This window comes from Brevibacillus sp. 1238 (assembly GCF_029892995.1).
In the GTDB taxonomy this organism is placed as follows: domain Bacteria; phylum Bacillota; class Bacilli; order Brevibacillales; family Brevibacillaceae; genus Brevibacillus; species Brevibacillus parabrevis.
Window position 1 is genome coordinate 1 of record NZ_JARXWC010000015.1, and the last position, 25,396, is coordinate 25,396.

At 50.4% G+C, this 25,396-nt stretch carries 26 protein-coding genes and 1 pseudogene; 15 read left to right on the forward strand and 12 right to left on the reverse strand.

The window, feature by feature from the left end; translation table 11 throughout:
• Positions 1-192: 192 nt before the first annotated feature.
• Entirely contained in the window at positions 193-756 is a 564-nt protein-coding gene (locus tag M2298_RS23995) for a DUF3221 domain-containing protein (RefSeq protein ID WP_167470282.1), read from the reverse strand.
• Between the two features lie 31 nt (positions 757-787).
• Positions 788-2,149, reverse strand: coding sequence for a S1 family peptidase (locus M2298_RS24000; protein ID WP_280649188.1), 1,362 nt, complete (start codon positions 2,147-2,149; stop codon positions 788-790).
• A gap of 386 nt (positions 2,150-2,535) precedes the next feature.
• On the opposite strand from M2298_RS24000, the gene M2298_RS24005 reads away from it, so the two are divergent.
• Complete coding sequence (locus tag M2298_RS24005) at positions 2,536-4,365, forward strand: peptidoglycan D,D-transpeptidase FtsI family protein (RefSeq protein WP_280649189.1); 1,830 nt, start codon at positions 2,536-2,538, stop codon at positions 4,363-4,365.
• Between the two features lie 91 nt (positions 4,366-4,456).
• On the opposite strand, the pseudogene M2298_RS24010 reads toward M2298_RS24005, so the two are convergent.
• Positions 4,457-4,768: pseudogene (locus M2298_RS24010) on the reverse strand (Mov34/MPN/PAD-1 family protein); the annotation flags it as partial.
• A gap of 170 nt (positions 4,769-4,938) precedes the next feature.
• Between M2298_RS24010 and M2298_RS24015 the strand changes: the two are divergent.
• The 7 genes from M2298_RS24015 to sigK all read left to right on the forward strand — a co-directional run bounded on the left by M2298_RS24015 (position 4,939) and on the right by sigK (position 10,691).
• Positions 4,939-6,003, forward strand: a complete 1,065-nt coding sequence (locus M2298_RS24015; RefSeq protein WP_122964174.1) for an HD-GYP domain-containing protein — start codon at positions 4,939-4,941, stop codon at positions 6,001-6,003.
• 212 nt (positions 6,004-6,215) lie between these two features.
• On the forward strand, positions 6,216-6,782 hold the full coding sequence (locus M2298_RS24020; protein ID WP_122964173.1) for a GNAT family N-acetyltransferase: 567 nt from the start codon (positions 6,216-6,218) through the stop codon (positions 6,780-6,782).
• Positions 6,783-7,022: 240 nt separating this feature from the next.
• Positions 7,023-8,339 carry an SMI1/KNR4 family protein gene (locus tag M2298_RS24025; protein WP_122964172.1) on the forward strand — a complete coding sequence of 439 codons (1,317 nt, stop codon included), beginning with the start codon at positions 7,023-7,025 and terminating at the stop codon, positions 8,337-8,339.
• A gap of 36 nt (positions 8,340-8,375) precedes the next feature.
• Complete coding sequence (locus tag M2298_RS24030; RefSeq protein WP_122964171.1) at positions 8,376-8,795, forward strand: immunity 22 family protein; 420 nt, start codon at positions 8,376-8,378, stop codon at positions 8,793-8,795.
• A gap of 277 nt (positions 8,796-9,072) precedes the next feature.
• On the forward strand, positions 9,073-9,357 hold the full coding sequence (locus M2298_RS24035; RefSeq protein WP_122964170.1) for a DUF4183 domain-containing protein: 285 nt from the start codon (positions 9,073-9,075) through the stop codon (positions 9,355-9,357).
• Positions 9,358-9,443: 86 nt separating this feature from the next.
• Complete coding sequence (locus M2298_RS24040) at positions 9,444-9,851, forward strand: DUF4183 domain-containing protein (protein WP_280649190.1); 408 nt, start codon at positions 9,444-9,446, stop codon at positions 9,849-9,851.
• Positions 9,852-9,980: 129 nt separating this feature from the next.
• The gene (sigK, locus tag M2298_RS24045) at positions 9,981-10,691 is read left to right on the forward strand and encodes an RNA polymerase sporulation sigma factor SigK (protein ID WP_122964168.1); all 711 of its coding nucleotides are present in this window, start codon (positions 9,981-9,983) and stop codon (positions 10,689-10,691) included.
• 461 nt (positions 10,692-11,152) lie between these two features.
• Here the strand turns inward: sigK and M2298_RS24050 are convergent, their stop codons facing one another.
• Complete coding sequence (locus tag M2298_RS24050) at positions 11,153-11,752, reverse strand: hypothetical protein (protein ID WP_280649191.1); 600 nt, start codon at positions 11,750-11,752, stop codon at positions 11,153-11,155.
• Between the two features lie 391 nt (positions 11,753-12,143).
• Between M2298_RS24050 and M2298_RS24055 the strand changes: the two genes are divergently transcribed.
• On the forward strand, positions 12,144-12,557 hold the full coding sequence (locus tag M2298_RS24055; protein WP_280649192.1) for a hypothetical protein: 414 nt from the start codon (positions 12,144-12,146) through the stop codon (positions 12,555-12,557).
• 513 nt (positions 12,558-13,070) lie between these two features.
• On the opposite strand, the gene M2298_RS24060 is transcribed toward M2298_RS24055, so the two are convergent.
• Positions 13,071-13,922 carry a hypothetical protein gene (locus M2298_RS24060; RefSeq protein WP_280649193.1) on the reverse strand — a complete coding sequence of 284 codons (852 nt, stop codon included), beginning with the start codon at positions 13,920-13,922 and terminating at the stop codon, positions 13,071-13,073.
• A 91-nt stretch (positions 13,923-14,013) separates the two neighbouring features.
• Entirely contained in the window at positions 14,014-14,427 is a 414-nt protein-coding gene (locus tag M2298_RS24065; protein ID WP_173598603.1) for a hypothetical protein, read from the reverse strand.
• A gap of 568 nt (positions 14,428-14,995) precedes the next feature.
• Between M2298_RS24065 and M2298_RS24070 the strand changes: the two genes are divergently transcribed.
• The 4 genes from M2298_RS24070 to M2298_RS24085 all read left to right on the forward strand — a co-directional run bounded on the left by M2298_RS24070 (position 14,996) and on the right by M2298_RS24085 (position 17,366).
• Positions 14,996-15,421 carry a DMT family transporter gene (locus M2298_RS24070; protein WP_122964298.1) on the forward strand — a complete coding sequence of 142 codons (426 nt, stop codon included), beginning with the start codon at positions 14,996-14,998 and terminating at the stop codon, positions 15,419-15,421.
• 48 nt (positions 15,422-15,469) lie between these two features.
• Positions 15,470-16,168, forward strand: a complete 699-nt coding sequence (locus M2298_RS24075; RefSeq protein ID WP_122964164.1) for a Crp/Fnr family transcriptional regulator — start codon at positions 15,470-15,472, stop codon at positions 16,166-16,168.
• Between the two features lie 13 nt (positions 16,169-16,181).
• The gene (locus M2298_RS24080) at positions 16,182-16,649 is read left to right on the forward strand and encodes a DMT family transporter (protein WP_122964163.1); all 468 of its coding nucleotides are present in this window, start codon (positions 16,182-16,184) and stop codon (positions 16,647-16,649) included.
• Between the two features lie 171 nt (positions 16,650-16,820).
• Positions 16,821-17,366 (forward strand): CarD family transcriptional regulator, encoded by a 546-nt coding sequence (locus tag M2298_RS24085; protein ID WP_122964162.1) that lies wholly within the window; start codon positions 16,821-16,823, stop codon positions 17,364-17,366.
• 305 nt (positions 17,367-17,671) lie between these two features.
• Here M2298_RS24085 and M2298_RS24090 read toward each other — a convergent pair whose 3' ends face one another.
• Positions 17,672-18,739 (reverse strand): CapA family protein, encoded by a 1,068-nt coding sequence (locus M2298_RS24090; protein WP_274875162.1) that lies wholly within the window; start codon positions 18,737-18,739, stop codon positions 17,672-17,674.
• 150 nt (positions 18,740-18,889) lie between these two features.
• Here M2298_RS24090 and M2298_RS24095 point away from each other — a divergent pair, with 150 nt between their 5' ends.
• Together M2298_RS24095 and M2298_RS24100 are read left to right on the forward strand one after the other, a co-directional pair.
• Positions 18,890-20,080 carry a UDP-N-acetylmuramoyl-tripeptide--D-alanyl-D-alanine ligase gene (locus M2298_RS24095; RefSeq protein WP_254223384.1) on the forward strand — a complete coding sequence of 397 codons (1,191 nt, stop codon included), beginning with the start codon at positions 18,890-18,892 and terminating at the stop codon, positions 20,078-20,080.
• A 233-nt stretch (positions 20,081-20,313) separates the two neighbouring features.
• Positions 20,314-21,303 (forward strand): C40 family peptidase, encoded by a 990-nt coding sequence (locus M2298_RS24100; RefSeq protein WP_122964159.1) that lies wholly within the window; start codon positions 20,314-20,316, stop codon positions 21,301-21,303.
• Between the two features lie 577 nt (positions 21,304-21,880).
• On the opposite strand, the gene M2298_RS24105 is transcribed toward M2298_RS24100, so the two are convergent.
• From M2298_RS24105 to M2298_RS24125, 5 genes are all read right to left on the reverse strand, one after another.
• Positions 21,881-22,663 carry a FixH family protein gene (locus M2298_RS24105; protein ID WP_280649194.1) on the reverse strand — a complete coding sequence of 261 codons (783 nt, stop codon included), beginning with the start codon at positions 22,661-22,663 and terminating at the stop codon, positions 21,881-21,883.
• A gap of 5 nt (positions 22,664-22,668) precedes the next feature.
• Complete coding sequence (locus tag M2298_RS24110) at positions 22,669-23,280, reverse strand: SCO family protein (protein ID WP_173598600.1); 612 nt, start codon at positions 23,278-23,280, stop codon at positions 22,669-22,671.
• Positions 23,281-23,329: 49 nt separating this feature from the next.
• On the reverse strand, positions 23,330-24,199 hold the full coding sequence (gene ctaG / locus M2298_RS24115; protein ID WP_063231423.1) for a cytochrome c oxidase assembly factor CtaG: 870 nt from the start codon (positions 24,197-24,199) through the stop codon (positions 23,330-23,332).
• A gap of 165 nt (positions 24,200-24,364) precedes the next feature.
• Positions 24,365-24,835, reverse strand: a complete 471-nt coding sequence (locus M2298_RS24120) for a thioredoxin family protein (RefSeq protein ID WP_122964156.1) — start codon at positions 24,833-24,835, stop codon at positions 24,365-24,367.
• 3 nt (positions 24,836-24,838) lie between these two features.
• Positions 24,839-25,267 (reverse strand): disulfide oxidoreductase, encoded by a 429-nt coding sequence (locus M2298_RS24125; protein ID WP_122964155.1) that lies wholly within the window; start codon positions 25,265-25,267, stop codon positions 24,839-24,841.
• Positions 25,268-25,396: the final 129 nt, after the last annotated feature.

The following is a 25,396-nucleotide window of genomic DNA, read 5'->3' on the forward strand; positions in this document are numbered from 1 at the left end:
AAACTAAACAACCAGTCACCGATTCAATTTCGGCAACTGGCTGCTTAAATAGCTAAGGTGTTTTGATCCCTGTCCTACGGACGGGGGTCAGTCCCCACTATCAAAAGTGGAGCGGGATGTTTTTATTCAATAAGTTGTTCTTCTGATTTTAATTTAGCAAGATAAGGGGGTGACTCAATTGCAGTTTGGGGCTTAAGAGACTTCAGCAGTCTCTGGATTAACTCTTAATTCATAACTCTTCCCTAAATCAAAATTATATATATGAATGAGCCATTCAGTTTTTTTCATTTCTATCTTTTGCACGATTAGTGTTGCTGGTTTGTCAGAAAGATTTTTTGCAAAATTTAAAGCCGCTTGAATGGCTTTCTTTTGTGACATATCAGAATTAGGGTGCTTCACATCATCTGCAACTACTAGCTTACTCAAGTCTGTTTTAGCTGGATATGACTCTAGCGAAGGTGAAGTTGACCATGTTTCTACCTCTGAACCCACTTCAATATCTGTAAACAAAATCTTACTATTCTTACTATCAAGCAGAATAGCATCGTCATTTAACGAATACCATTCAACACCATATTTTCCTTCTGTAGCAGATGTTTTGTCACTTTCTGCAACAAGTAGCGCTCTTTTTTCATAGTTCGCCTCAATGACAAATCCCGTTAGTCCTTTATGTTCATTTTTAGGTTTTTCCTCTGAGCAACCTACTGTTAAGAGAACCATGGTAGACAAGGTAATGAACTTTAGATATTTATTCATTTTACCTATTCTCCCTCGTATAAAAAATATCTTAGTCTCCAATATAGATGTCATCAATATCAAAATGATTAACAGCTCTAGTTATATGAGTGTAAATACCATCCCCTGCGTTATGAATGCCTATAGCTGTACCCCCTAGAAAGATTGGAGCGCCACTATCCCCACTCTGGCTTGAATATGACGCTTGTCTCAAGCCTGTAAAGTAAACTTTACCGTCACTGGTGGTTAGGTAGCCACTCCAATTCTTTGATTCTAATGTCCCGCATTTGACGCTTCTTGTTGTAGCACCAGAAATGCATACGGCATCTCCAACTGTTTCATTTTTTGTTTTTTGAACCTCATCAATGTTATTTAATTTTGACTTATCGTTACCAAAAAGATAATAAGTGGCGTCATCAGATCCTTCATCTAACTTAATGATTGCAGCATCAACATTTCCCCCGAAGTTATAATCCTCAACTCTACCAAATCTCTCCCCGCCTTGAGAGAATTTATCTCCAGTAGACTCGACACAATGACCAGCAGTAAGCACATAAGAATCTGTTCCAATTTGAGCAGAGAATGCAGATGTGCAGTTACCACCCGTCTCCACATTAGTAATCCTTAAACCGGCTTGAATTGGCCTGAATTTACTGGATGGGCTAGCTTGAACTTCATGCACATCTTCTTCAAATATATTAATGAGATTGCCATCAACGCCTAGATCTAAATCACTAACAATGACTGAATCTAAAAGAAGACTTCTGGAAGCAGCAGTCTTTTTCTTTACTCCAATATCAATTTTTTGTTCAGGAATATTAACACTGACAGAAGAAATATCCAGTCCCCGCTGTGCTAATACATCCCTTTTTTCGGATACAGACTCTGCAATTTCATCCAGTTGCTGTTCAGTATAATCTGTGTAGTATAACTCAAGCATGTCTTTTGAATAAAGGTTCTTCAGTTCTTCCTCAAATTTTTTGACCTTTTCTTCAGATCCAGTTTTAAATCCAATACGAACTATGCCCCCTAGTTTTTGATCAATATACATGCTAGCAAATTCTTCTTGCAGATTTTCTGCAATGAAGTCCTTGATTGGCGGAATGAGCTTTTTTTGTTCCTCTAGCCTTGCATCTAGCTCTTTTTCCTCTTTTTTCGTGAGAAATACCCCATATTTTTCTGAGAAATTTTGAGAGTCTTTGGACAATGCTTTTAAGTTTTTAGTATTGGAGGACAAGCCTATTTCCTCTCTAAATCTTTCACTTTCCTTGAGTGCATCATTAGACTCGAGATATTGCTGTATCTCTGGGCTGTGTTTTTGTGCTGCCAATGTTGACGTTGCCGGAATTGAGAATGTAGTTACTGTGGTAGCTAATAGTGCTGCGACCAAAAGTGACGCTCCTAGTTTCTTCATTAGTTCTTACCTCCTTTGTATGATAATGGTAAATTATCACATTTTTTAGGTTGAAAAACCTCATTTCATATTAATTGATAAAATTTCATTTTTTTACATTATTTGAGTTTTAAACACTTTATATTTTCATTTAAATAAAACCATCTTTCATTTGGTTCACGAACCGAAATGCTGCCTATCACGTGTAATGAATTGGATATTTGCCAATGAAAATGATGCTAGCCTTAAACATTGGGCACGAGAAAACGGTAGTGTGCTTAGAATTTTTGTGGAACAAATGCACCATCAGCACAAGCCGCTTGGAGTGTCGAGTTTTCGCACCGGATCGTTTTTCGCCCGGCTATTCTGGCAATACTGGGAAGAAAAGGGCGAGGAGGGGAAGCTTCATGCAACTGGATCGCCGAATCAAAAGACGGCATTTTTTGGTGCTGATGGTGATGTCGCTTGTCTGGCTGGGGCTGATCGCCCGTCTGTGGTGGATACAGCTCGGAGCGCCTCACCGCTTTTCCAGACGCGGGATCGACTTGGTGAAAGCCTCGGTGAAGCAGCGGCAGCAAAGTATCGTGCTGCACAGCGGGCGCGGAGATATTTTGGATCGGGGAGGCTATGCGTTCACGGGCGTGGAGCATTTGGCGCTGATCTTGTTTCCGCTCGCTCGTGGGAGCATGGAAGGCACAGATGGGCTTGTCAGACTGGCGAAGATCACCGGACAGCCGAGTGAGCGATTGTCGCGGGCGATGGAGCAGGCGAAGGTGCCGCAGCTTTTGCGCAATGACGCAGGCAAGCTGATCGAGCTAACCAAACAGCAGGCAGAGGAGATCAACGCGCTGGCGATACCGGGCGTGGTGGCGCTGGCGGTGACAGAGCGCTATCGCACGGAAGAAGTAGCGAAGCACCTCATCGGCTTTATTCATAAAAACCCCGGCATGGTCGAGTCCCTGTATCCCGATGAATGGGCAAACGGCAAAATGAACGCCGAATCGACCGTGGGCGCGTCTGGTCTGGAGCGGAGCTTCGACCGCTTTTTGCAAGGCGTGGAGCCATCTGTCTTGTCCTACTATGTGGACGGTCAAGGAAAGCCGCTGCGTGGTCTGGATATTCGCTATACGAAGCCAAGCAATCAATACTATCCGCTGTCGTTGTCCACTACGCTCGATGTGGACATTCAGCGGCGCATGGAAGCAGCGGCTGAGCAGGTCGGGCTTCGGGAAGGCAGCTTGATTGTCCTCGATGCGCAAAATGCCGATATCATCGCGGCTGTCAGTCGCCCGGCCTACGACCAGACGAATGTGAGCGGGCTTGCGACAGAGTGGAAAAACAGAGCGTTCAAACAGTTGCCGCCAGGTTCCGTCTTCAAGACGGTAGTCGCTGCCGCCGCTCTGGCAGAGGGCGTCGTTTCCCCGACCGATCGGTTTACATGCAGCGGAGAGTATGGCAAGTACCATTTTTCTTGCTGGAAAAAAGAGGGGCACGGCAGCGTCACGTTGGAAGAGGCGTATGCGCAGTCGTGCAATATCGCTTTTGCCGAGGTTGCGAAAAGGGTCGGCGGGGAAAAGCTTGCAGAATACGCCCGCCGGCTGGGCTTGACGACAGAGGTTGGGCACGCCACGGCCCACTTGTTCAAGCTCGATGGTTTCAAGCAGCTCGACGGCGAAGAAAGCGGGCGTGTATTTGCCGAGGGCGTGTCCCACAATGACGAAGGCGTGCTGATCCAAAGCGCCATCGGCCAGCGCGATGTGCGGATAACGCCGTTGCAGGCAGCGAATTTGATGGTGACGATCCTGCGCGGAGGTGAACCCGCGCAGGCGCGTCTGGTCAAGGAAATCGCCTACCGGAACGGTCAGTCTTTTTACTCGTTTCCGGAGCAAAAGCTTGCGGCCGACGGCATCGACTACGTGACAGCCAGCAAGCTGCGAAAAATGATGCGCAAGGTCGTCACAGATGGGACCGGCCAGATGCTGCTGAACTCTTCCTGGCAGGTGGCCGGGAAGAGCGGGACCGCGCAGACAGGGAGTACAACCGATGCCAAAAATCACCTTTGGTTCGTCGGTTACGCTCCTTTGGAACAACCGCGCTTTGCGATCTGTGTGGTATCAGAGAACCAGCCAAGCTGGGGGAAGAACCAGGCACTGGAGCTTTTTCGGCGTGCGGTCGATGAACTTGCCGATTATACAGCTCGATCTTCCCGACTTCCTGGAGCGTATTCCCGAGAATGAAGCCGCGCGCCTGAAGCTGGTTGCGCTTGCCCAGCCCGACAATCAGCATGAGCGGCGAGGAAGACATGTACATGGATTGCGAAGCTTTTGTCCAGATCGTCCGTTTGTCTCCTTTGCTTGGAGACAGGCGCTTGATCGTGTGGCTGTGCCAATCCCCGATGTATTGCGACTGGCTGTTTCTGCTCATTTTGCGAACGAGCCGTTTGAGATAGTCATCGTCGAAAAAGATCGAATTGGGCTGGTGAATCGCTCGTGGCCCAGGGTCGCTGGCAAATGTCACGACCCACTTTTCATCACCGAGCGGATACCCCATCATTACCCCTCCTGTTTCCACCGAGGGTTTTTTTCGTACAGCCTGCTCGATCTGCCTCCATGCCTTTGGCGTGATGTACAGTGTTGTCATGAAACGAGGTCCCTCCTTGAGTTCACCGCTAGCATTCGCTCTATATCGTATGTGCGCAGGCGGCAGAAGGTCCCGCTCAGGAAATCATGGCAATTGTCGAAAAAAAGATTGTAACTCTCCTCCTTCCTTTCTATAATTTAGAAAAAGACATGACTGGAAAGGTTGATTGTATGCCTACGGCCCCCGTTGATCACACTCTGATTGGGCAAGAACTAGCAGATGACCTTTACTCGGATAGCGGTGTACTGCTGCTGGGGAAGAATACGACCATAACAGCTGCACATGTGCACATTCTCCTGAAACAGCGCGTACGGGAAGTCAACATCGTGCGAACATGGTCAGAGGGAACTGGAGAGCATGTCACTACGCAATTATTCCAATTGGAGGCGGACGGGGAAACGGTTGCCGCCTATGTACAGGCTTTGGATCAGACGAGGTTGATTTTCGATCAGCTCAAGCAGGGGAAAGTAGCCAGCTTGGATCAGTTTTCGCAAGTTTTTGAGAATGTACTGGAAAAGTCCACGAAGGATTTGGGGCTTTTTCGCTCCCTTTACGTCCTGGAAGGGGCGGACAGTTATACATATCGACATTCGTTGAACGTAGGCATTCTCTGTTCGCTAATTGCCCGTTTGCTGAAATGGGACGAGCAGCAGGTGACGTTTATGGGAACGGCTGGCTTCTTGCATGATGTGGGGAAAATGCGCATCCCGACAGAAATTTTGTTAAAGCCGGGCAAGCTGACAGACGAAGAGTTCGCGATTATGAAAAAACATACGACATACGGCTACGAAATGATCAAGGAGATGGAAGGCGGATCAGAGCGGCTTGCCTTGTGCGCCCTGCTTCATCATGAGCGACTGGATGGCTCCGGCTACCCTGAGCAGCGCAAAGGCCATGAGATTCCTTTGGACTGCCAAGTGTTGGCGGTTGCCGACATGTTTGACGCCATCTGCTCGGATCGGGTGTACAAAGGCCGCACCTCGCCTTTCGAAGCGGCGCAGCTTTTATGGAAAGAAGCTTGCAACGGGCTGTTGAGTATTGAAATAGTCTCTGTGTTCGTGCGTTACATTGCCTTGCTGTACGTCGGAGCGAGAGCGCGCCTGAGCAGCGGCGAAGAAGTCGAAGTGATCCTGATTCACCAGGACGAGCCGATGCGGCCATTGGTGCGGCGCAGCGGGGAGTTTCTCGATTTGCGCTACGAGCGCAAGCTGACGATCGAAAAGATGATTGGATAGAGCCGCTTTGATGCGACTGCGACCGCTCTCGTTTATGAGAGCGGTTTCTTTGTTGCCAATTTGTGACGGATGTCCCGGTTGCTCGACCTTGGGTGTAAAGTGTGACACAATAAAGCGGAAGCATGATCGTACAGGCAACAAAAAAACGTGTCCACGGACGATTTTCCGATTAGAGATGACGGGTGGACGCTTACATGCAGGGAGAGAGTAACATGATACGTAAAGCGGAACCTCAAGATGCAGCTTTTGCGGCACCGCTGATTTATGAAGCGATTGGCGACATCGCCCACACATTGACCGGAGCGACAGAGCAGGAAGAAGCGCTCTTGCTGCTGGAGCAGTTTTTTGCCCAAAAAGGCAATCGGCTCAGCTATGAAAATGCGGTTATCGCCATGCGTGAAGGCGTGCCGGTCGGCGTAGCGCTTTTCTACCACGGCAGTCAGACGGAGCAGCTGGATCGCCCGTTTGTCGAGTATGTTCAAAAGCGGACAGGAGTTGCGCCCACGCTGGTGAAGGAAGCGCGCGACGACGAATTTTATTTGGACTCGGTCGCCGTTCGGGCCGATCAGCGCGGCAAAGGAATCGGAAAAATGCTGCTTTCGGCATTCGAAGAAGAGGCAATCCGGCGCAAACACGACCGCATCGCCCTTTTGGTAGACGAGGAAAACCCGCGTGCCCGTCAACTCTACGAATCAATGGGCTATCGTCAGGACGGGAATGTGACGGTGAGCGGACATCAATTCCGCCATATGGTAAAAAGCGTATTAGTGACGGTGTAGCGACAAACGTTTCTCTCGGGCCAGCGATGACAGGTCCGGGAGAGGCGTTTTTTTGTGGTGTCGGCTGGGGGGAGGGACTTTTACGTAAACGTTAGCCCAGCGTGAACGCAGAAGCGGTGTTTTGGTGTATATGTTGGATAAAAATGGTTCTTTAGAAGGTTGAAAGTCGCGAGCTATATTCGCAACAATGAAAAAAGAAGGATTGTGATAAACGAGCAGAGTGGAAGGAGCGCTGTAGCTATGCGCCAACAAATAGAAAAATGGGTTTCTGCGTGGAGAGCGCTGATCGCGGATATGGACAGGCAGGGCGCGCACACCTGGCCGCTGATCATCGCTGATCCTGCGCAGCCGTGGCAAGTGGACGAAGCAGAGCAGCGACTGGGGATCAGTCTGCCGCTTGCGCTTCGACGTCTTTTTCTGGAAGGGACAAGCGAAGTTCAAATATACTGGTCGCTTCCTACTAGGACCGTCGAGCCATTTTCCCTCGGCGGGGATATCGGCTGGAGCCTGGACAGTTTGGAGTGGCCTTATTTCGGTCACGACGACGAAAGCGCCGACGAGCGACAGTACCTTTGCTTCCACGTCGGCGGCAATGGCGACATGTTGCTCTTGGATTTGCGAGCATGCGCGGACGATCCGCCTGTTTACGCCTGGGGGCATGAGACAGACGAATATATTTTGCTCGGGCACAGCTTCACAGCGTTTGTCGAGCGGGTGACCGAGCTGGGCTGTATTGGAGCGGAAGTGTGGAACTACGAGCCTTTTGCTGGCGCAGATGGACTCGATGTGCATGGGGAAAATGCGGTTCGCTGGAAAAAATGGCTGCAAACGTACCGGGAGCTGACGCTGGAAACCGCAGCAACCGATTTTGCGCAGCTCGTCGAGTACGCTGCCTTGCATGGCGCAGACGACGAGCGTGTGCGAAAAGCGTTCGATCAGTATGACGCAAAAGTCGTCCAGCAGGCTTGGGTGGCGAAAATCAGCCAGGCGCCGAACTTTGCTGCAAAAGAGCCATGGTGCCAACTGCTGGTTGAAACGTTGGGGATGAAGGCGGCGAATTGGGTTCGCTCGCTGTGGGAATCAGCTGGGCAGGAAAAGCTTGTTTCAGATGTCCAGCGGGCGTACTTGTCAGCGGTTTGCCTGCCAAAAGAGGAAGGCTTGCCGCTGGTGCTGGCCGAGCTGGACAACGAGGCGAACAGCGAGACGATGAGCGGCTATACAGCCTATGGCCGCCTCAAGCATTTTCGTGCCAGGGAAGTCATCGCCTGGATGGAAGCATATGCGGCGTACCCGCTCGAAGGATGGGACAAGCTGTTTGCCGTGTCTGCTCCCGAATGGCATGATCTCGCACATTGGCTGGCAGGCAGTGAGGCACAGCGCCAGATTGCGCTCATGGCTTGGGGGCGGATGCTGGACAAGGGGGATGTTCCAACAGGCGAGCCGGATTGGACAAAGCTGGGCAGCTTATTGGACTTGGCAGCGGAGAAGGCCGTTTTGCGCAAGGAACGGGAGCGGGTCGAGCGCATTCGTGCTGCCTATGGTGAGCATGCACGCTAAACCGATGAGTCAGTAAGAAAAGGAGATGAGGTGTCCATGAAGCATGTCGTGGTGGTGTGGGGAACAGACTTGCAAACAGAGGATGAGCTGCAAGCTTTTCTGGAGCCAGTATATACGGAAGATGGAGACATGTATCCATCGGAATTTATGAAAGCGACAGGACTCACATGGGTAGATGAAGACTTTTTTGAAGTACACGCCGTGGCGAAGGCAGAGGAGCGAGCAGATTTTTTGGAGTATTTGCGACAGGAGTGCGTTTCGGATGGGGAAATTTTTGCCGAGAAGCTGCCAGCTGCGTTTTCCGAGGAATTGACTGGCTACCCGACCGTGCTGCTGTTGTACGGGCAACAAACGGCTTACGGCACGGTTAATGAAGAGCTGTTTTCACTCGCGGGCGAACCAGAGGCAGAGCATGAGCGAGTGAAGCTGCTGGCGAAAATTGAATATGAGGCTTGAAAGGGAAAGGCGTCCGCGGGAAGTGGACGCTTTTTTTGATTACTCCGTCAGTAGTTGTTGACGAGACGCTGCATAATCATTTTCCATCCAGGTTGGCAGGTTGGAGCACGGCTTTGCTATCAGACAAGGATAGATTTCTAGCATAAAGGCAGTGGGAGCCACCAAGAAAATATGCTTTCTCCCAAATGATGTTTGTCCGTTTCGGGAAAGCCGATTCCTTCATTTGATATGTAATGTAAGGTTCATCCTTACTACTTTTCACGAGGAGTTGGTGTACATGCCAATCATCAAACCATTCATGACGTCTCTGCGCTTCAACTCGACAATTGGAGCAGGAACAGGCACAGGAGCGACTTTTGCGATTGCGGCCACAGCATTCAGCACGGACGCGGGTACTGCTGCGACAGCATTCCCATCCACTTTTGCCTACTACAACCTCTATATCAACGGTGTTTTGCAGCCAGGAGGCACGTCTACTGTCACCACATCCACGCTGACGATTCCTGACGGAGACGCTGAAAACGATGGTGTATCTGTCTTGGTTGAGTTTGTCGTCAACTAAAAGAACAACCAAGTGCAAGGGAGGCCCCAGGCGATTGTACATGCCTGGGGTAATCCCATTCCAGCGCAAGAGAGGAGTGAATCGTTTTGCAGCATAGAAACATACAGCGAAGCGGAGGGCAGCGAATTTATACGGTCAATGTGCGTTCGCAAGTCATGCCGCCCTATGGCTGCCCGGACATTTTCCCCGGTCAGCCGTGCCCAACCTGTCCTCCTTGTCCGTGCACTCCTGGCTTGCTTTCGACCACGATCTACCAATACACGACGTTTTCAGACGGACAAAAAAATATGTATACAGATGCTGACGCCACGCCGCAGCTCAGCACTTCAGGGATTATCGGGCAGCAAACCGTGTCCATCGTCAACTTGTTTATCAATGGCATTTTGCAGCCTCCCAATAGCTACTTGGTTCAGCCCGGAGTTTTGGTTTTGAGCGAAGTGCCTGCGCAGGGCGCCCCGATCATTTTGCAATTCATCCAGATCACGACGTCCTGAAGCACACAGGCTGGAGAGCAGAAGCAAGCCCCGCAACATACAACAGCTGTTTTCGGGTGGTACTTGCACATCTGGGTATTCGCCCACATAAGGATAGGAGTAAGCTATATAGACGTGGAGGTGGCAGCCATGTCCAGCATCATTGCGGCGCTTTCCCTTGTGTTTAAAGAACTGGTTATGTTTGTTGCTTATGTCAAGAACAATGCGTTTCCCCAGCCTCTTCAGGATACGGAAGAAGAAAAGTACCTCCGCCTCATGGCAAAAGGCGACCCGTATGCCCGCAACAAGCTGATCGAGCACAATTTGCGGCTGGTGGCGCATATTGTGAAGAAATTCGAAAACACCGGAGAAGACAGTGAAGACCTGATTTCCATCGGCACGATCGGCCTCATCAAGGCAATCGAGAGCTACCAGGTGGAAAAGGGCACCAAGCTGGCTACGTATGCAGCGCGTTGTATTGAAAATGAAATCCTGATGCATTTGCGAAGCCTGAAAAAAACGAAAAAAGACGTTTCCCTGCACGATCCGATTGGGACCGATAAAGAAGGGAACGAAATTACGCTGATCGACGTGCTCGGCACAGAAACCGACGAAGTGGTCGATGCTGTGCAGCTCAAACTGGAATCAAACAAGATTTATCAGCACATCCATATTCTCGATGAGCGCGAAAAAGAAGTCATCATCGGCAGGTTTGGTCTGGATCAGGACAAAGAAAAGACACAGCGCGAAATTGCCCGCGAGTTGGGGATTTCTCGCTCATACGTATCCCGCATCGAGAAGCGGGCGCTGATGAAGCTGTTCAATGAGTTTTACCGGACGAAGCAGACGCAAAATCGCTGAATGGATTGTCGAGCGGGGAAAGCAAATAGGTGCGTTCGCCCGCAAGCTGGACACAGGGAGAAAGGTGTCCGGCTTGCGGGTATTTTTGTTTGGAGTGGAGGGGAGTGGGCGCTTTTGGAGCGGTGCTTTTTTACCAAAGCTAAGAGATAATCGAATCAGGCACCTTCGCTTGTTCGTTCGATTCGCCTAAGCACGGTTGTCTTTCATCTTCCTCGCTCTCCAGCCGCCAATAACGCAAGCCTGTCCTTCATCTTTGCAACATCTTTTGGCAACTGAGCAAATCTCTCTTTGCAGTTTTACTTTCGGAATTTCCGGCATCATTGGCTTTTTTGCAGAGAATTAGTCACCTTCTAAAAAGACTACAGATCGCAGATAGATAGAAAGATAAAAAAAGAACGGATGGCCAGTAATACTTGATCCATCAGTTCTTTTTCACTGATATGCTTGATCAGAATTGTTTTCTATTTATTCATGTTTTTAATGTACATGCCAGTAACCTGTTGGCCATTGTAAACCCATCCTGCCGGAATCGGTGAATATTTGCTCACAAGCAGTACGGTTCCATAAGGAGCGCCGTTGGCATTCATGATTGTTTTGCTGTCATAGTTCTCGCGCAGGACAACCCAGCCGGTTGGAATCGGAGAGAACTTGGTCACAGTGAACTCCTGACGATAAGAAGCCCCTGTTGTACATTTGATCGTCCTGCCAGCCAGTTCATCTCGCAAAACGACCCATCCTACCGGAACGGGAGAGTATTTGCTGACTCGCAATTCCGCGCCAAAGGGCGCGCCTGCTGTATTTTTGATCAGTTTTGAACCGAGATCTTCGCGAATGACGACCCAACCTTGCGGGACAGCAGAAGATTTTTTGATCCATTTCTCCTCGGAACTCCATCCTTTCGCTTTAGCAGCAAATGAGGAGTCTGCCTGCCAACGAACGGTAGTTGGTGCACTTTTGCCATCGTTTGCCGGCAAGCTTACTTCTGCGGCTTGAACCTGGGATGTCAGGATGGTAGCAAATAACGCTACGCCTAATGCTGAAAAAACACTGTTTTTGAACATAGTGATTCCCCTGCCTCTCCTATCGGTAACATCTGTTTGAATGTACCATATTTTTCCAATCGTATACAGTTTTATTTTATGAATAAAATGTCATAAGTTTGTGAGTATGGAAGTTCTGTTAAAGATTTTTCATGAAAGATTGGGAGATGACTTCCAACGAATGGTAACGATGCAGCGAATAAGACATTTAAATCGAAGTCCTAATGCACCTGCGTAGGCTGACAAAACCGGGACAGATAAAGAGGGGAACGAAATTACGCTGATTGACGTACTCATGGCAGCGACTGGCGAAGTGGCGGACGCTGTGTTGTTCAGGCTGGAATCGATCAAGATTTGGCGGTTTTTGGGGGAATATTGTAAGCTGGATTTGTAAAAGGGGAGGAGGTATAAAGTGAAAAAGCTCGTATTCGTTTGTTTTTTGATTTTAACCGCTTGCAATTCTGACCAGAAAAACATCCCGTTCCAGGCACAACACGACATTTTGCATGGGGAGAAAGACTTGGTAGATTTTCAGAGTAGCTCTGCTGTAGTGGAGTGGGCTCCAGCGGCACTGACGGAGATCGACGCCCTATTCGATGATCTGCTTCCTACGATTCAAATAACAGGGGAAATGAGCGAGTATGATGCCTATACTTCCAACAATCTATTAGGGTCTTACGAGGATGCTGTCGTGATTGTTCCACTTGACAGTAAACAGTATGCAATCAATTATTTGATTGTGGAAATAAACGGTAAGTATTACTCTGCCACCGCGGATGAAGAGGCAATGAAGAAAATACGCGCATTGGAAAGGAAAATGAGATGATTTGCCAGTCAGGTAAGCGAGAGCTAGAGAGCAAAGAGGTGGTTACATGGAATTTTTCATAATAATCGGCTCGAAAATGATCGTATTTCACCTGCTATCGATAATTCTCAGCGGCTTTTTACGTTTTGTGTGGCCGAAGCTGCATTTGTTAGTTTTGTTATTCGCCAATGCGATAGCAGGAGTTTTATTTATAAAATATCTGGAACTATCCTGGACTGTTTCATTTCTCATCGTTAATCTGATGACATCCCTAATAGGGAGTGGGATGGGGAGCCTGCTGCGGAAATTAGTCAAAGATTTTAAACAGGAAGGCCGTCTATAACGGTTCTCTAGACGTGGAGTGATCTGTAAATATTCGTGATCCGCATTGGTGGACGGCTGTCCACTTTTGTGCTTTCAACGAAAAAACAATTCATATGTTTTCAATGCAACGTACCCTACTGGCTGAAAACGGCAAGCATTACCACACAAAGCAAACAGACCAGAAGCCCAACCCTCTGGTCTGCCAAAATCTTACCCGCGGATTCTTCCGCCGTTTTTTATGAGCCATTCGCCCGTCTCCCAATCGGACAGCCCCTTTCCTTCCGCTTTGTAGTACAAATCAAAGCGGAAGCCCAGCCCATGATCCCACGGGCTTTTGATGGCGACGCAGCGAAAAATCTCTTCCAGTCCCGGTATGGCAAATCCGTTGGGGGCGGGAAATAGCGCCTCCATTTCTTCGCGCGATATATTTGTTTCCAGGGCAAACTGAAAAAGCGGCTTGGCGGTATACGAATCGTAGACCAGTTCGAACTTCGGCGTTCGTTTCACCGAGAAATCCGTGATGTTTGTCGCATGTTCCTCCGCTTCCGCCGGGATAATGAACGGCCAGTCTTCATCCGGGTAGCGGTACAAGTTGCAAACGGTGGAAAGCGTGGCGAGGAACTTATCCCATTCTGGACGTGGCATGAGCGTAACGGGGATGTTGACTCCCGTATGATCGACTCCTGTCAGCCTGCCTTTCAGTTGATGATACAGCTGGGAAATGTCGATGCCAGCAGACTGTTCCTGCGTCTGGGGTAGCTCCGCGTGCAAACTGTTCAAACTTGCCAGCTCGATACCCGCAGATTTGCGATCGGAAATAAGCAAATCTGCCACTTTCAGCTTAAACGCTTTTGGCGAATGAAACACGATGGCGGGAAATGCTGCATCTCCCGTGCGAAAATCTGTTGCCGGCATTGCCGAGCCGGAAAACAAAGGACGGAGCTGGTCAGCTTCTCGGAAGTGGGGAACCTCTTTTAGCAATTGGGAAAAGTAGGAGCACCATTCTTTTTCAGCAGCATGCTTGTTAGGAAAAACATACGAGATCAAATCCAGACGGTTCATGTTTCGTCTCCTTTGCTCCAGGGGATAAGGAAGAGCGGAATCGCTTCGATTCATAGACTCTTGAACCGAAGCGATTCTGACGAAACACTGTCTACAGAGACAAAACAGCCGCCGCCGCTTTCTTTTTCCAGCAAGACAAAGCAAGATAGCCAAACGCCAGACCGCAAATAATCGAAGCCTGGCTTCCGTATTCAGCGAAGAAAGACAGCGGCACATCTATTCCTACGGGATAGAAGTAAACGAGAAAAATCAGATCGATGAGAAGAGCAGGAATGCCGAGCACGGTAAAAGGCAGCCAATCGAATGTCCAGCTTCCTTTTGTCACGCATGTTTGGATAAAGGTCGGCAGGGCAAAAACCAGCCCGATGAGAACAGGGTATAAAGTGGTGAACAAGAGAAACGGCAAGCGTTCGAAAGTAAGCGCCGCCTCTTCTTTCAACAGCTGCTCGCAGTACAGAATAACATCGAGCATGAACACCGCAATGATCAGAAAAACAATATACATGAACAACCGTTTACGTGTAGAAATAAGAATCTCCTCCTGAGTGTTGTGCGCAAAACTATGGTTCAAAATGCGGGCAAAGCAGTTGTGTCCAGCTGCGGCAAAGCCAGGTGTTGCCGCGACTTCAGCGCGAGGGCCAAGCCATGTGCCAAGATGGTCTTTTTCCTGTTCATACTTCCTCCTATGTTTTTACAAATGGCATACATTGAGTATGTCGTATGAACAGGAAAAAAGTAACGGGTTTTTGGTGAAAATGCTAAAAATTAGGCGAAAACGCCCGTGAGGAGTTGGATAACAAGCCCGTGGCGAGCTGCAATCCGCTCGTATCCAGCAGGGGACGAACTGTAAGCTGCAAGTTGCAAGTGACGTTCAAACCGGGAACGGGAATCGGGAGCAGTAACCGATCAAAAGGGAAATGCAGCGGCAAGTTCGGCCCTCTCAACCGCTTTTCCTAAACCAACATCGACAGCCTTCAGGATCAATCCGAGGGTTCTTTCTTTTTCAGGACATATGTCCTTCCCTGCAAGCCTGCATCTGTTTTTTAATGAAGGAGGGAATGGGGGAGAGGGAATTGAAAGGCATCCTTTTTGCATTTTTCGCAGGGGCATTCCTCACTTTGCAAGGAGTGGCAAACGCCCGGATCAGCTACGACATCGGAACGTGGCAAGCCGCGACATTGACTCAGTTGACGGGCTTTGTCGCCGCTCTTTTCGTGCTGCTCGCCAGCCGAAGGGCAAACTGGCAGGCACTGCGGCAAGTGAAGCCGCTGTATCGGTTTGGCGGTGCTTTTGCCGCCGTCATTATTTTCGGCAATGTCTTTGCGATCCAACAGATCGGAGTGACGCTGACGATTTCGACGCTGCTGATAGCACAGCTTGGGTTGACGTTTCTCATCGACAGCAAGGGCTGGTTTGGAGTGAAGAAACAGCAGGTAACGTGGCCGCACGTGGTCGGAATCGGCTTGATGATCGCAGGAGTGGTCATACTAAAAGCTTGATCGGATCATCAAGCGGATAGAGAGCAGAAAGCGGGGGAAGAGCCAGTCATGCGAGTAACGCAAGATCGTGAAGAGCAAAACCATTATTTGCAGGCGTATCAGTTGGAAACGGTTTTCCCCGAGGAGCTGCAGGCGCATATGACGCTTTGCTATTTGGAGCGAGGAGAGCTTATCTGTTCCCAGGGAGCGAGCGCGGACACGCTTTATGTGCTGGTGAGCGGGAAGCTGAAAATATTTACAAACTCGCAGGAAGGCAAGACGCTGATCCTGTCGTTCAAGACGCCGCTTGAGGTGATCGGGGATATTGAATACGTGCGGGAAATGGAGACAATGAACACCGTTGAGGCGGTAGCACCGTCTGTGCTGCTTGCCGTGCCTTTCCGTTTCCTGAGAAAATACGCGAGCAATCATGCGCCGTTTTTACACTTTTTGCTGGAGATTATTACGAAAAAATTTACCGTCAAGTCGAACGATTTAAGCTTCAACTTGCTGTACCCGGTAGAAGTGCGACTGGCGAGTTATTTGTTGTCGGTGTGCTTTGAGGACGGGGATTCTAGCCTCAGAGGACAAGTAAGCTCGGCGAGCCTGTCCGACGCAGCCAATCTGATCGGCACGAGTTCTCGCCACGTGAATCGCGTTCTTCAGCAGTTTCGTCAAGCTGGATTGGTCGAGCGCGAGAAGACGCATTTGTTGATCAAAGACAGACAAGGCTTGCAAAAAGTAGCCAATCCGCATTTATACGCGTAGGAGGAGGAATACGATGCTTGCAGGACTTGTTCTCGCGATCGTGGCCGGCTCACTGGTCAGCTTGCAAAATGTTTTCAACAGCAAGGTCAACGAGCGGGCTGGGTCGTGGACGACGACGACTTTGGTGCTGGGGATGGGGTTTTTGGCCTCGCTCGTGTGCGGCCTTTTGTTTGAGGGGGAAAAGCTGTGGGAATGGCGCAACATGCAGCCGTGGTACTGGTTTAGCGGGCTGATCGGGGTGGGAGTGGTCACTTGCCTGGTACAAGGAATCCGCCTGCTGGGCCCGACGCTTGCCGTCTCCATCGCGTTGACCTCGCAGCTCAGCTTTGCCCTGCTGTGGGATTCGTTGGGATGGATGGGGCTGACCCAAGTTCCTTTTACATGGAAGCAGCTAAGCGGTGTACTGGTTGTGATCGTTGGCATGCTCGTGTTCAAATGGGGCGGGCAAAAAAAGAGCCAGGAATGGTCGAAAGCGACGTGAGTCGGTAGACCGTCCCTGGCTTTTTCGTCTGTCTGGCTTGTTCACAAAAGTTTATGTATTTTTATCCAAAAGAAGATGTTGACTTAAAATAAATGTGCATGATAAAATTAAAAATTTTAAAATCAATAACTGTGTTATAATGGAGAAGATCGCATTGTAGGAGGTGGACGTATGTTTCAGGTTGGAGACAAGATTTTTTACCCGATGCACGGGGCAGGCGTAATTGACGCCATGGAGGAAAAAGAGTTTCTGGGTGAGAAGCACCTCTATTATGTGCTCCATATGCTGCAAAGAGAGTTAAATATCATGGTCCCCGTTGAAAAGATGTCCGCGCTGGGGATTCGGATGATTGTAGATGCCGACATTTTGGACAATGTGTTGGCAGCGATGCAAGAAAGGAGCCCTGACTCCGCGCTGAATGCGGCACAGCGATTCAAGCTGAACACGGAAAAAATGAAGCGTGGCGATATTCATGAGCACGCGGAAGTGGTTCGGGATTTATGGGTGATCAGCAAAGGGAAAATATTGGGAACGAGCGACAAGCTGATGCTCGATAATGCCCAACAGCTGATAAGCAGCGAAATTGCGCTGGTCAAAGGTCTGGATTTGGAGCGGGCCACCCAGATTTTGAAACAAGTGTTGGCGACAGAGCCGAGCAAAGCAGACGAGGGGGCCTCCGAGCAGACGGCGGCAGGCTATCAAAAGTGCGTGCTGTAATCGAACGCAAATAGAAAAGGGTGTGATTGCCATTGGCAGTCGCACCCCTTTTTTCATGGTGGGAAGAAAGAACTAGCAGCTTTTGGACACGGACGAGCGAACCCGATTGTATTCCAGTCGGCTGGCAAAACGGGCATACCCGCACATGACTATTGGTCAGCCCATTGCTGGTATGACGTCTTCCTTGGCTATAGATTCAGCTCAGAGCGTTCGGATGTCTCTTCCGAATAATTTGCTCTTGTTCCATTTTTCCATGCTATCAAAGCTATAAAAAAACAGAGGGAGCAAGGACGAAACGCTCCCTCCTACTCGATCAAAATGCCTGGCTTCCGGCCGATGATGCGAACAGCGCGGTCCCACATCAGGCGCAGTTTTTTTCGCTGCATGAGCGGGAGGTGGATGTCGGGACGCCTCAAATAGGAGCGTATGGGAACGACGCGAAAACGGACGCGCCCGCCATACGTGTAACGTTGGCAATAGGTGGGAATGACGGATATTCGCCCGATGGATACCCGACCCTCTGCCTCCTTTTCTACAGAAAAGCGCAGAATGGCACCGATTTGCGATTGATCGAAGCTGAGCATTTTTTCCGAAGTGAAATTCCCCAGCGAGTAGGCGACCAGTGTGCGTTTTTTCTCTCCAGTTGCCAGAGTGGCGGTCGGTGCGACGACAGGCTGCAAGACGTGAGGATGCGCGCCGAGAATGACATCTGCTCCGTGGTCGAGCAAGCTTTGTACGAGCAGTCGCTGATTGGCGGTCGGAGTGTAGCGGAACTCCACGCCGAAGTGCAGCGAGACGATCACGAGGTCGACGAGAGGGCGAACGGAAGCGATGTCGCGCAAAATGGCATCGCGCATGATGAGATTGACCAGCCACGGCATGTGCTCGGGAATGACCTGCTTGTTCGTGCCGTACGTGTAGGCGAGCACAGCGATGCGGATTCCGTTTACTTCCTGGATCAAAGGGACGGTCGAGTCTTGCAAGGAGCGGTACGTGCCTGTGTGAGCGAGCTTGTGGCGATCCAGCACGTCCAGTGTGCGGAAAAGTCCGTTTGGCCCTCCGTCCAGACAGTGGTTGTTTACGGTCGTCAAAAGGTCGAAGCCGACTTGTTTGAGATCGCGCGCCAGCTCGTCAGGACAATTGAATCTGGGGTAGCCTGTGCGCGCCGAGCCGATCTGATAAGGTTGACTCTTTCCGGAAAAGGTCGTCTCCAGATTGCCAATGGTCAGATCGGCACCTGTCAAAAGCGGAGCAACAGGGGCGAACATATCGGCAAAGGAATATTGATCGGCTGAAGCCAGCTTGGCGCAAGCCACTTGATTCTTCCACATGAGAATATCGCCTACTGCGGCGATCGTGACTTTCTTGTTCATTGGCTTCACCTCTCCCATCTACTCTATTCCAAAAGTTGCCTGCTTGTTTTGGATAGAAGCGGAACGTTTTCATAGATGACGGTCTATACAGGCTGTCTCAGCCGCTCATACAATAGGAAAGCTGATTGGGAGAGGGAGGCAGAGGGGGGATTGTCAGTGAAGAAAAAGGCAGGAAAAACCAGGCCGCAAAAAACGCTGATTCTGAACAAGCCAGTGATCGCAGTCACAGGGAGCGCGGGAAAAACAACGACAAAAGAAATGATCTTCGCGATCTTGAATAGACGTATGTCCACGTATCGGTCGATGTACAACAAAAATTTTCTCGGCAATACGCGAGCGCATGTCAAACGCTTGCGGGACGAGCACGAGGCGGCTGTGCTTGAGTTTGGAATCTTGCGAAGCGGGCACATTCAACAGCATTGCCGGATCATTCAACCGAACATGGGCGTGATTACGAATATTGGCACGGCGCACATTGGCAACTTTGAAGGCAAGGCAGGGCGCCTCGCGATGGCAAAATCGGAGCTGATTCGCAACATGAAGCCGACAGGAACCGTGTTTATCAATCGGGACTGTCCTTACTCCCGCCGATTTGCCGGGCAGCCTTTCAGAGGAAGCTTTGCTGGCAGATTCGTCACGTTCGGGATCGAGCAGGAAGCTGATTATCGGGCGGAGCACATCGTGATGGAGGCAGACGGAATCTCTTTTGTCTGCCAGATCGGACAGCAAAGCGAGGCGTTTTTCATCCCGACGCTGGGAGGACATAACGTGTACAATGCTTTGGCAGCGATCGCCGTGGCGCACACGCTCGGCATACCGCTCGCGGATATCCGGCAAGGATTGCGCCAATTTCAGCCGCAAAAAAAACGACTGGTCTGCTATCGCCTGAACAACAACGTGCAAGTTCTCGACGACACGTACAGCTCCAACCCGGATGCAGCCAAGGCGGCAATCGACGTCCTCAGCCAGTCTGAACACGGTACAAAAGTAGCTGTTTTGGCGAGCATGCTGGAGATGGGCAAATACGAAGTACAGGGACATGAAGAAGTCGGGCAGTATTTGAGCAGCAAAAATGTAGACTACTTGTATACGTTCGGCAGCAGTGCCCGCCATATCGCGCGTGCAGCCATTCGCGCAGGCTTTCCGGCAGAGCGGGTGATGCATTGCGCAAACAAGGAAGTCTTGCACCGCAGTCTCGCCAAACGCGTGAAACCGGACACTACCATACTGGTCAAAGGCTCCCACAAGCTGAAAATGGGAGAAACGGTGGAGTTTTTGCGCAAGGTGACAGCGGGCAGCAAACTCCCGCGCAGAAAGCTGCCGAATCGAAAGCAGGCGTAACCAAACAAAACCGGGCAGGCGTTTGTCCCAAAAGCGGACAAGGGCCTTTTTGCCGTGAGAGCGAAGAGAGGGGCGAGTGATTCCGAAGCGGGCAAAAGCTAGGGCTATGGTCATCCGACTATGTAATCAAATCCTCAATTGGAAAGATTTACAGACTTATACACATACGCTTTTTCCAGTAAAGTGGGTTTGTACCCAATCTGTTGGGAAAAACACAGCCAGGAGGAGAACGAATGACGAAACGAGATTGGTTGCAAAAGTCGACTGTCGCCGTCATGCTAAGTACATCCCTGCTTCTGTTCGCGGAAGGTGGACAGGCAGCAGCTAAGACTGTGGATTCACAATCTTCTGTGAAAGCGGAGGAAATTGTCAAGCTGACACAATCGTTGCTCGGCAAGGACTATAAGTACGGGGCAGTAGGACCCAACTCATTCGGTTCAGCAGGCTTGGCCACTTATGTGTACAAAAAAGCCGGGCTGACCATCGACGACACGATTGATGAGTTGTACAAGGCGGGAGAGGCCGTCTCTGCCGACAAAATCGAGCCAGGAGACTTGCTGTTCTTTTCCTCGAATGGGAAAGGAAAGCCGAGCTTCATGGGCATCTATATCGGAAATGACCAGTACATATACTCTTCGCAGGGCGAAGACGCAGTCGTTTTGAAAAACGTCAGCGATTATACGAAAAAGTTGGTAGGTGCGCGCCGAATTGCCGTTTTGGACAACGGGACAGGCACGACCCCGACTCCGGACCCAGGCCAGGAGGAAGGCTCCAACTCTGGCGAGATCGCAGATAACGTGATTGCGGCAGGCAAAAAATATTTGGGCACACCTTATGAATACAGCTCGACCCGTTCCAACAAAAAGACGATGGATTGCTCCGAATTTACGATGTGGGCGTACCGCGATGGTGCCGATATCGACATGGGCAATGGGGGAGCGCGTTCGCAAGCCGACTTTGTGAAAAAAAATGGCACGTACACCACGGATATCAACAAGCTGAAAAAAGGCGACCTCGTTTTCTTCATGGCGTATAAAGGCTACAAGGAATCCGATTACAAAGGAATCAATGTGCCGAAGCAGAGCATTACCCACGTAGGCATCTACATGGGCGACAACAAGCTGCTGCATACGTTTTCGAAAGAATCCGGCGGAGTGAAAGTGACCGACTTCAAAAATACGCATTGGGAATACCGCTTCATTATGGGTGGACGGCCTTATTAATACAGTTAGCGACGGTGCGATTGCACCGTCTTTTTTCATGAGCGCGACACAAGCAGGCAGAGGCAGTAGCGGAAAAAATAGGTGAATGACCGCGGGCAAACGCACAGTCCATCTGTGCGTTTGCTGCATCTCTTATAGGGAGACTTGTAGGAGGTGAAACGTCATGTCATATCAGTATCCCCCAGGAGGTTATCCACCGCCGCCGCCGCCACCCGGAGGTTCATCTGGAGGCTTTCCTCCGCCACCACCAGGTCCACCCCCAGGCAGGACGCCCAGCTCACCGGGATCGCGAGGGTATGGGGGAACAAGGCGAATTGAACCGGGCGGCTTCTATCCCTGCTTATATCGCTATACGTATATTTGGCTGAAAAATGGCCGTTCCTTCTGGTTTTACCCTGTTTTCATCGGCCGTACATCCGTGACTGGCTATCGCTGGAGACAAAACCGCTGGGAATACTACGGTTTGGAACTGGATCGGATTGCTTACTTTACATGCTGATCAAAACAAAACGGCCTTCCCGCGTTCAGGGAATGGCCGTTTTTGTTTGCGGTTTGCCGCAGGCAGGGCAGCGCGCTGTTACTTGACGGTGACCGCAAAATCTTTATGGTCGTGAATATCGCCTTTTTCCAGATGGACTTTCACGGTGTAGTCGCCAGCAGCGGGAAAGGTCAGCTTGCCTTCGTACTGCCCAGCACTGCTTTCTTTGGCATCGACGAAGCTGTGCTTGGCCTCATTTCCCGTCCAAAATTCGAATTTGACCGTGCCGCCTGAGAACGGCTGGTTGTCTTTCATCAGGTGAACGAGCATCGCTGCCTCTGACTGCGCTGCAAGCTCGTCTGGCGGCATGAGGTGAAAATCGACTCCGCTTGGCGCATGCGCTTCACCGGAAGCGGCTTGGCCGTGATGCTCGTGTCCTGTTGCTGTCTGCTCCGACGTGTTAACGCCAGCAGGGGAGTTGCTGTCTACCGCTTTTACCGTAAACGGTGTTTTGCGCATGTTGTGGAAGTCGCGGGCGGTGACGTGATAGTAGACAAAGTAGGAGCCAGGCTCGCTGATCGTCTGCTGCGCCGTATAAACGCCGTCGGCTACGAGCTTTGCCGGGATCGTCTCATGCTTTTCCTGGCCATCCTTCCACCATTCAAACGATACTTCGCGCGCATCATCTACCGGCTTTCCTTCCTGGGTCACCTTGACCGAAAACGTAATCGTGCCTCCAGCTACAGGCTCCGTTGGTTCCAGCGTAAATGCGGCGTCCACAGGGGCGCCGGAAGCAGCCTCCATCCCCTGGTCATTCTGGTTGGAGCATGCCGCAGCCAGAACGGTCAGCACGGACAGGAACAGCGTGAAAAAGCGTTTCATTTGCGTTACCCTTCCTTCTTCAAGTTCAACAACTCTTGATAAATTTGCTCGGGATCAAATTCTTCCCCCATGCCGAATTTGCGAATAACCGCGTTGTTTTGATCGACAAGATAAGTGCTCGACGTGTGGGAGATGAACCCGTCATCCGTCTTTTTGGCAAAAAAGCCGAGCGAACTCGTCACCGTGCGAATCGTCTCTTCGTCGCCGCGCAAGATCGTCCAGCCGTCTTCTGCAATGCCGAGCTGCCGGGCATAGTAGCGCAAGACGTCAGGCGTATCGTTTTGCGGATCGATCGTGATCGTCAAAAAGTCGACGCCTTTTCCCATAACCCCCGCTTCCTGCAGACGTTTTTGCAACTGCACCATCTTGATCGTGGTGGTAGGGCAAATATCGGGACAGCGAGTATAAATCAGCTCGACCAGCCGGACGGTTCCCGGCTTGGGAGAGAGGGAGTAGGCGGCTCCATCCAAAGTTTGCAGCTGTGCATCCGGCAACTTGGCTGAGACCTCCGAAGGGGTGAGCCAAAGCCACGAAGCGATGAGAGCGGCAAGGACAAAGAGCGGCAACAAAAGCACGAGCCGTCTGAGTCGAGTGGCGGCAGTTGGGGTGAGTGGCACGCCGGATTCCTCCTTTTTCAAATGGCGAGGCAGAACAACTCGCGGACGGTTATTGCGGCATCAGTCCATCGTCAGGCTGGTCTTTCTCTCTCCGGTACCAGGCTGCGAAGACGTAAGCGAGCACGGAACCGTACGTCAATTCCTGCAACAGCTTCATGATGATTCCGCCCAGACGCTGATCCTCCAACGGCGGCAGGGGAACGGCGAACATCGATTTGTCGATCGGAGCGGAGAAAAAAGGCGCGCACAACATGGAAGGCCCGTTTACATACGTCTCGTAAAGCGCCGACTCGGAGAAAATGATCAGCGCACAGGCTGGCGTAATCAGCACGCCGTTGGCAAAAATATAAGCCAGCTTTTGCAGCTCGGACAGCCGATGGATCTCCGGGATGGGAGCGATTACAGGAAGCCACATCCAAAGCGCTGTCACCAGGAGCAACAGGTGAATCAGGTTGTGCGCCGCCAAATTGTTCATCGTCATGTCTAGAATAACAGGCATGTGATAAAACGAGAATAGGGCATTGAACAAAAGGACGGCAGGGATCGGATGGCTGACCACGCGCAAAAACCCTTTCAACCCTTTGCGGTAAAAAAGGAAGCGCATGAGCCAGGGCGGTGTGCCGGCCAACAGCAACAAAGGCATCACGAGATAGAGAATCGACTGCTGAAGCATATGGGCGCTGAACAAAAAGTGGCCCGCGACATTCAAGGGGCTGCCCATGCCGAAGTAAAACAGCAGCAAGCCGAGGGAAAACGATAGTTTCTGTTTGAGCGAAGCAGGTTTGGCGTCAGGGAAAGTATGGCGCAAAGGTCCTGTCAAGGAAAAGTAAGCCAGTCCGATCAGAGCCGTCAACAGAAAAAGCTCCGGGTTCCACGTCGCCCGAAAGCCAAAGGTCTCGGTCAAGTATATAAGGGTCAACACCATTACCTCCGTTTTCCTGGAATATACCCAGTATCCATTATAGGCATTCGTTTCCAAAAGCCTAATGACTCTTTCGGGCTATTTCTGGCTGTTTTCGTTCACAGTTTTGTCACCTATAAGAGAAAAGGCCCTGGAGCTTTCGCGTCCGGGGCCTTTTGTCCGCTATGATTTTTTCTGCTCTTCCAGCCATTTCTTCCACTGGTCGGCTTCGTGGCCGCCTACCAGACGAGCTACTTCCTTGCCGTCTTTGTAGTGAACGAGAGTCGGGGTGAACTCGATCTGGAAATCATCCCAGCTTGCGTTAAATTCGAGCAGGTTGTGCTTTTTCATGTCGATTTGCATGTCTTTGACGATCGGCACCAAAACAGGTGTCGTAGCGCGGCAATGCTCGCACAGCGGGCTGTAGTAGTAGACGTACAAGTCTTCTTTGCCCGCGATCTTGCTCTTCAGCTCGTCCGGCATGATCAGGTTGTCGTACAGCGGGTCTTGCAATTGCTCGATAGTAGCCGGATTCAGGTTGGCTTTGCCGTAAGGATTGCCGGCAGCCGCCTGGCGGTTGGACATATCCGAGTACACAATCGCGCCGATCAAGAGCGCTGCTACCAGGATAGACAGGAAAATAATCTTTTTCATGCATCAATTCTCCTTTGCGTTTTTCATGACGATGAACAGCGAAATACTGATTAAAGCAAATGCGACCAGCGCCAGAAAAGGAATGGTGATAAACCCGAACCAGTTGATGTAGTCCGTATTGCAGGGGACAATGCCGCAAGCATTGCCCAGCTCATGCAGGAAGGGAACCTTTTGGATCAAGTAATGATAGAGGGAGATGCAACCGCCGATCAAAGAGAGAATCAAGGCGTACGAGGACATTTTGTAGTCCTTTTTCGCGGACGCCACTCCGAGCAAAATGATGAGCGGATACATCAGGATGCGCTGGTACCAGCACAAATCACACGGTATGTACTTCAATACTTCCGAAAAAAACAGACTTCCAGCCGTGGCAATCAGGGACAAGCCCCAAGCCGCAAACATGGATTGTTCCATCACTTGTTGACGTTTCATAACAACACCTCGTTCATATCTTACCATATTACGATTCGGAAGTAGATTATAAAAAGTAACAATTTTTCAAAGGGAAAGGCTTGTGCTTGTACCAAAAACAGGATAGAGGCGCTACCCGAAGCGCTAGGG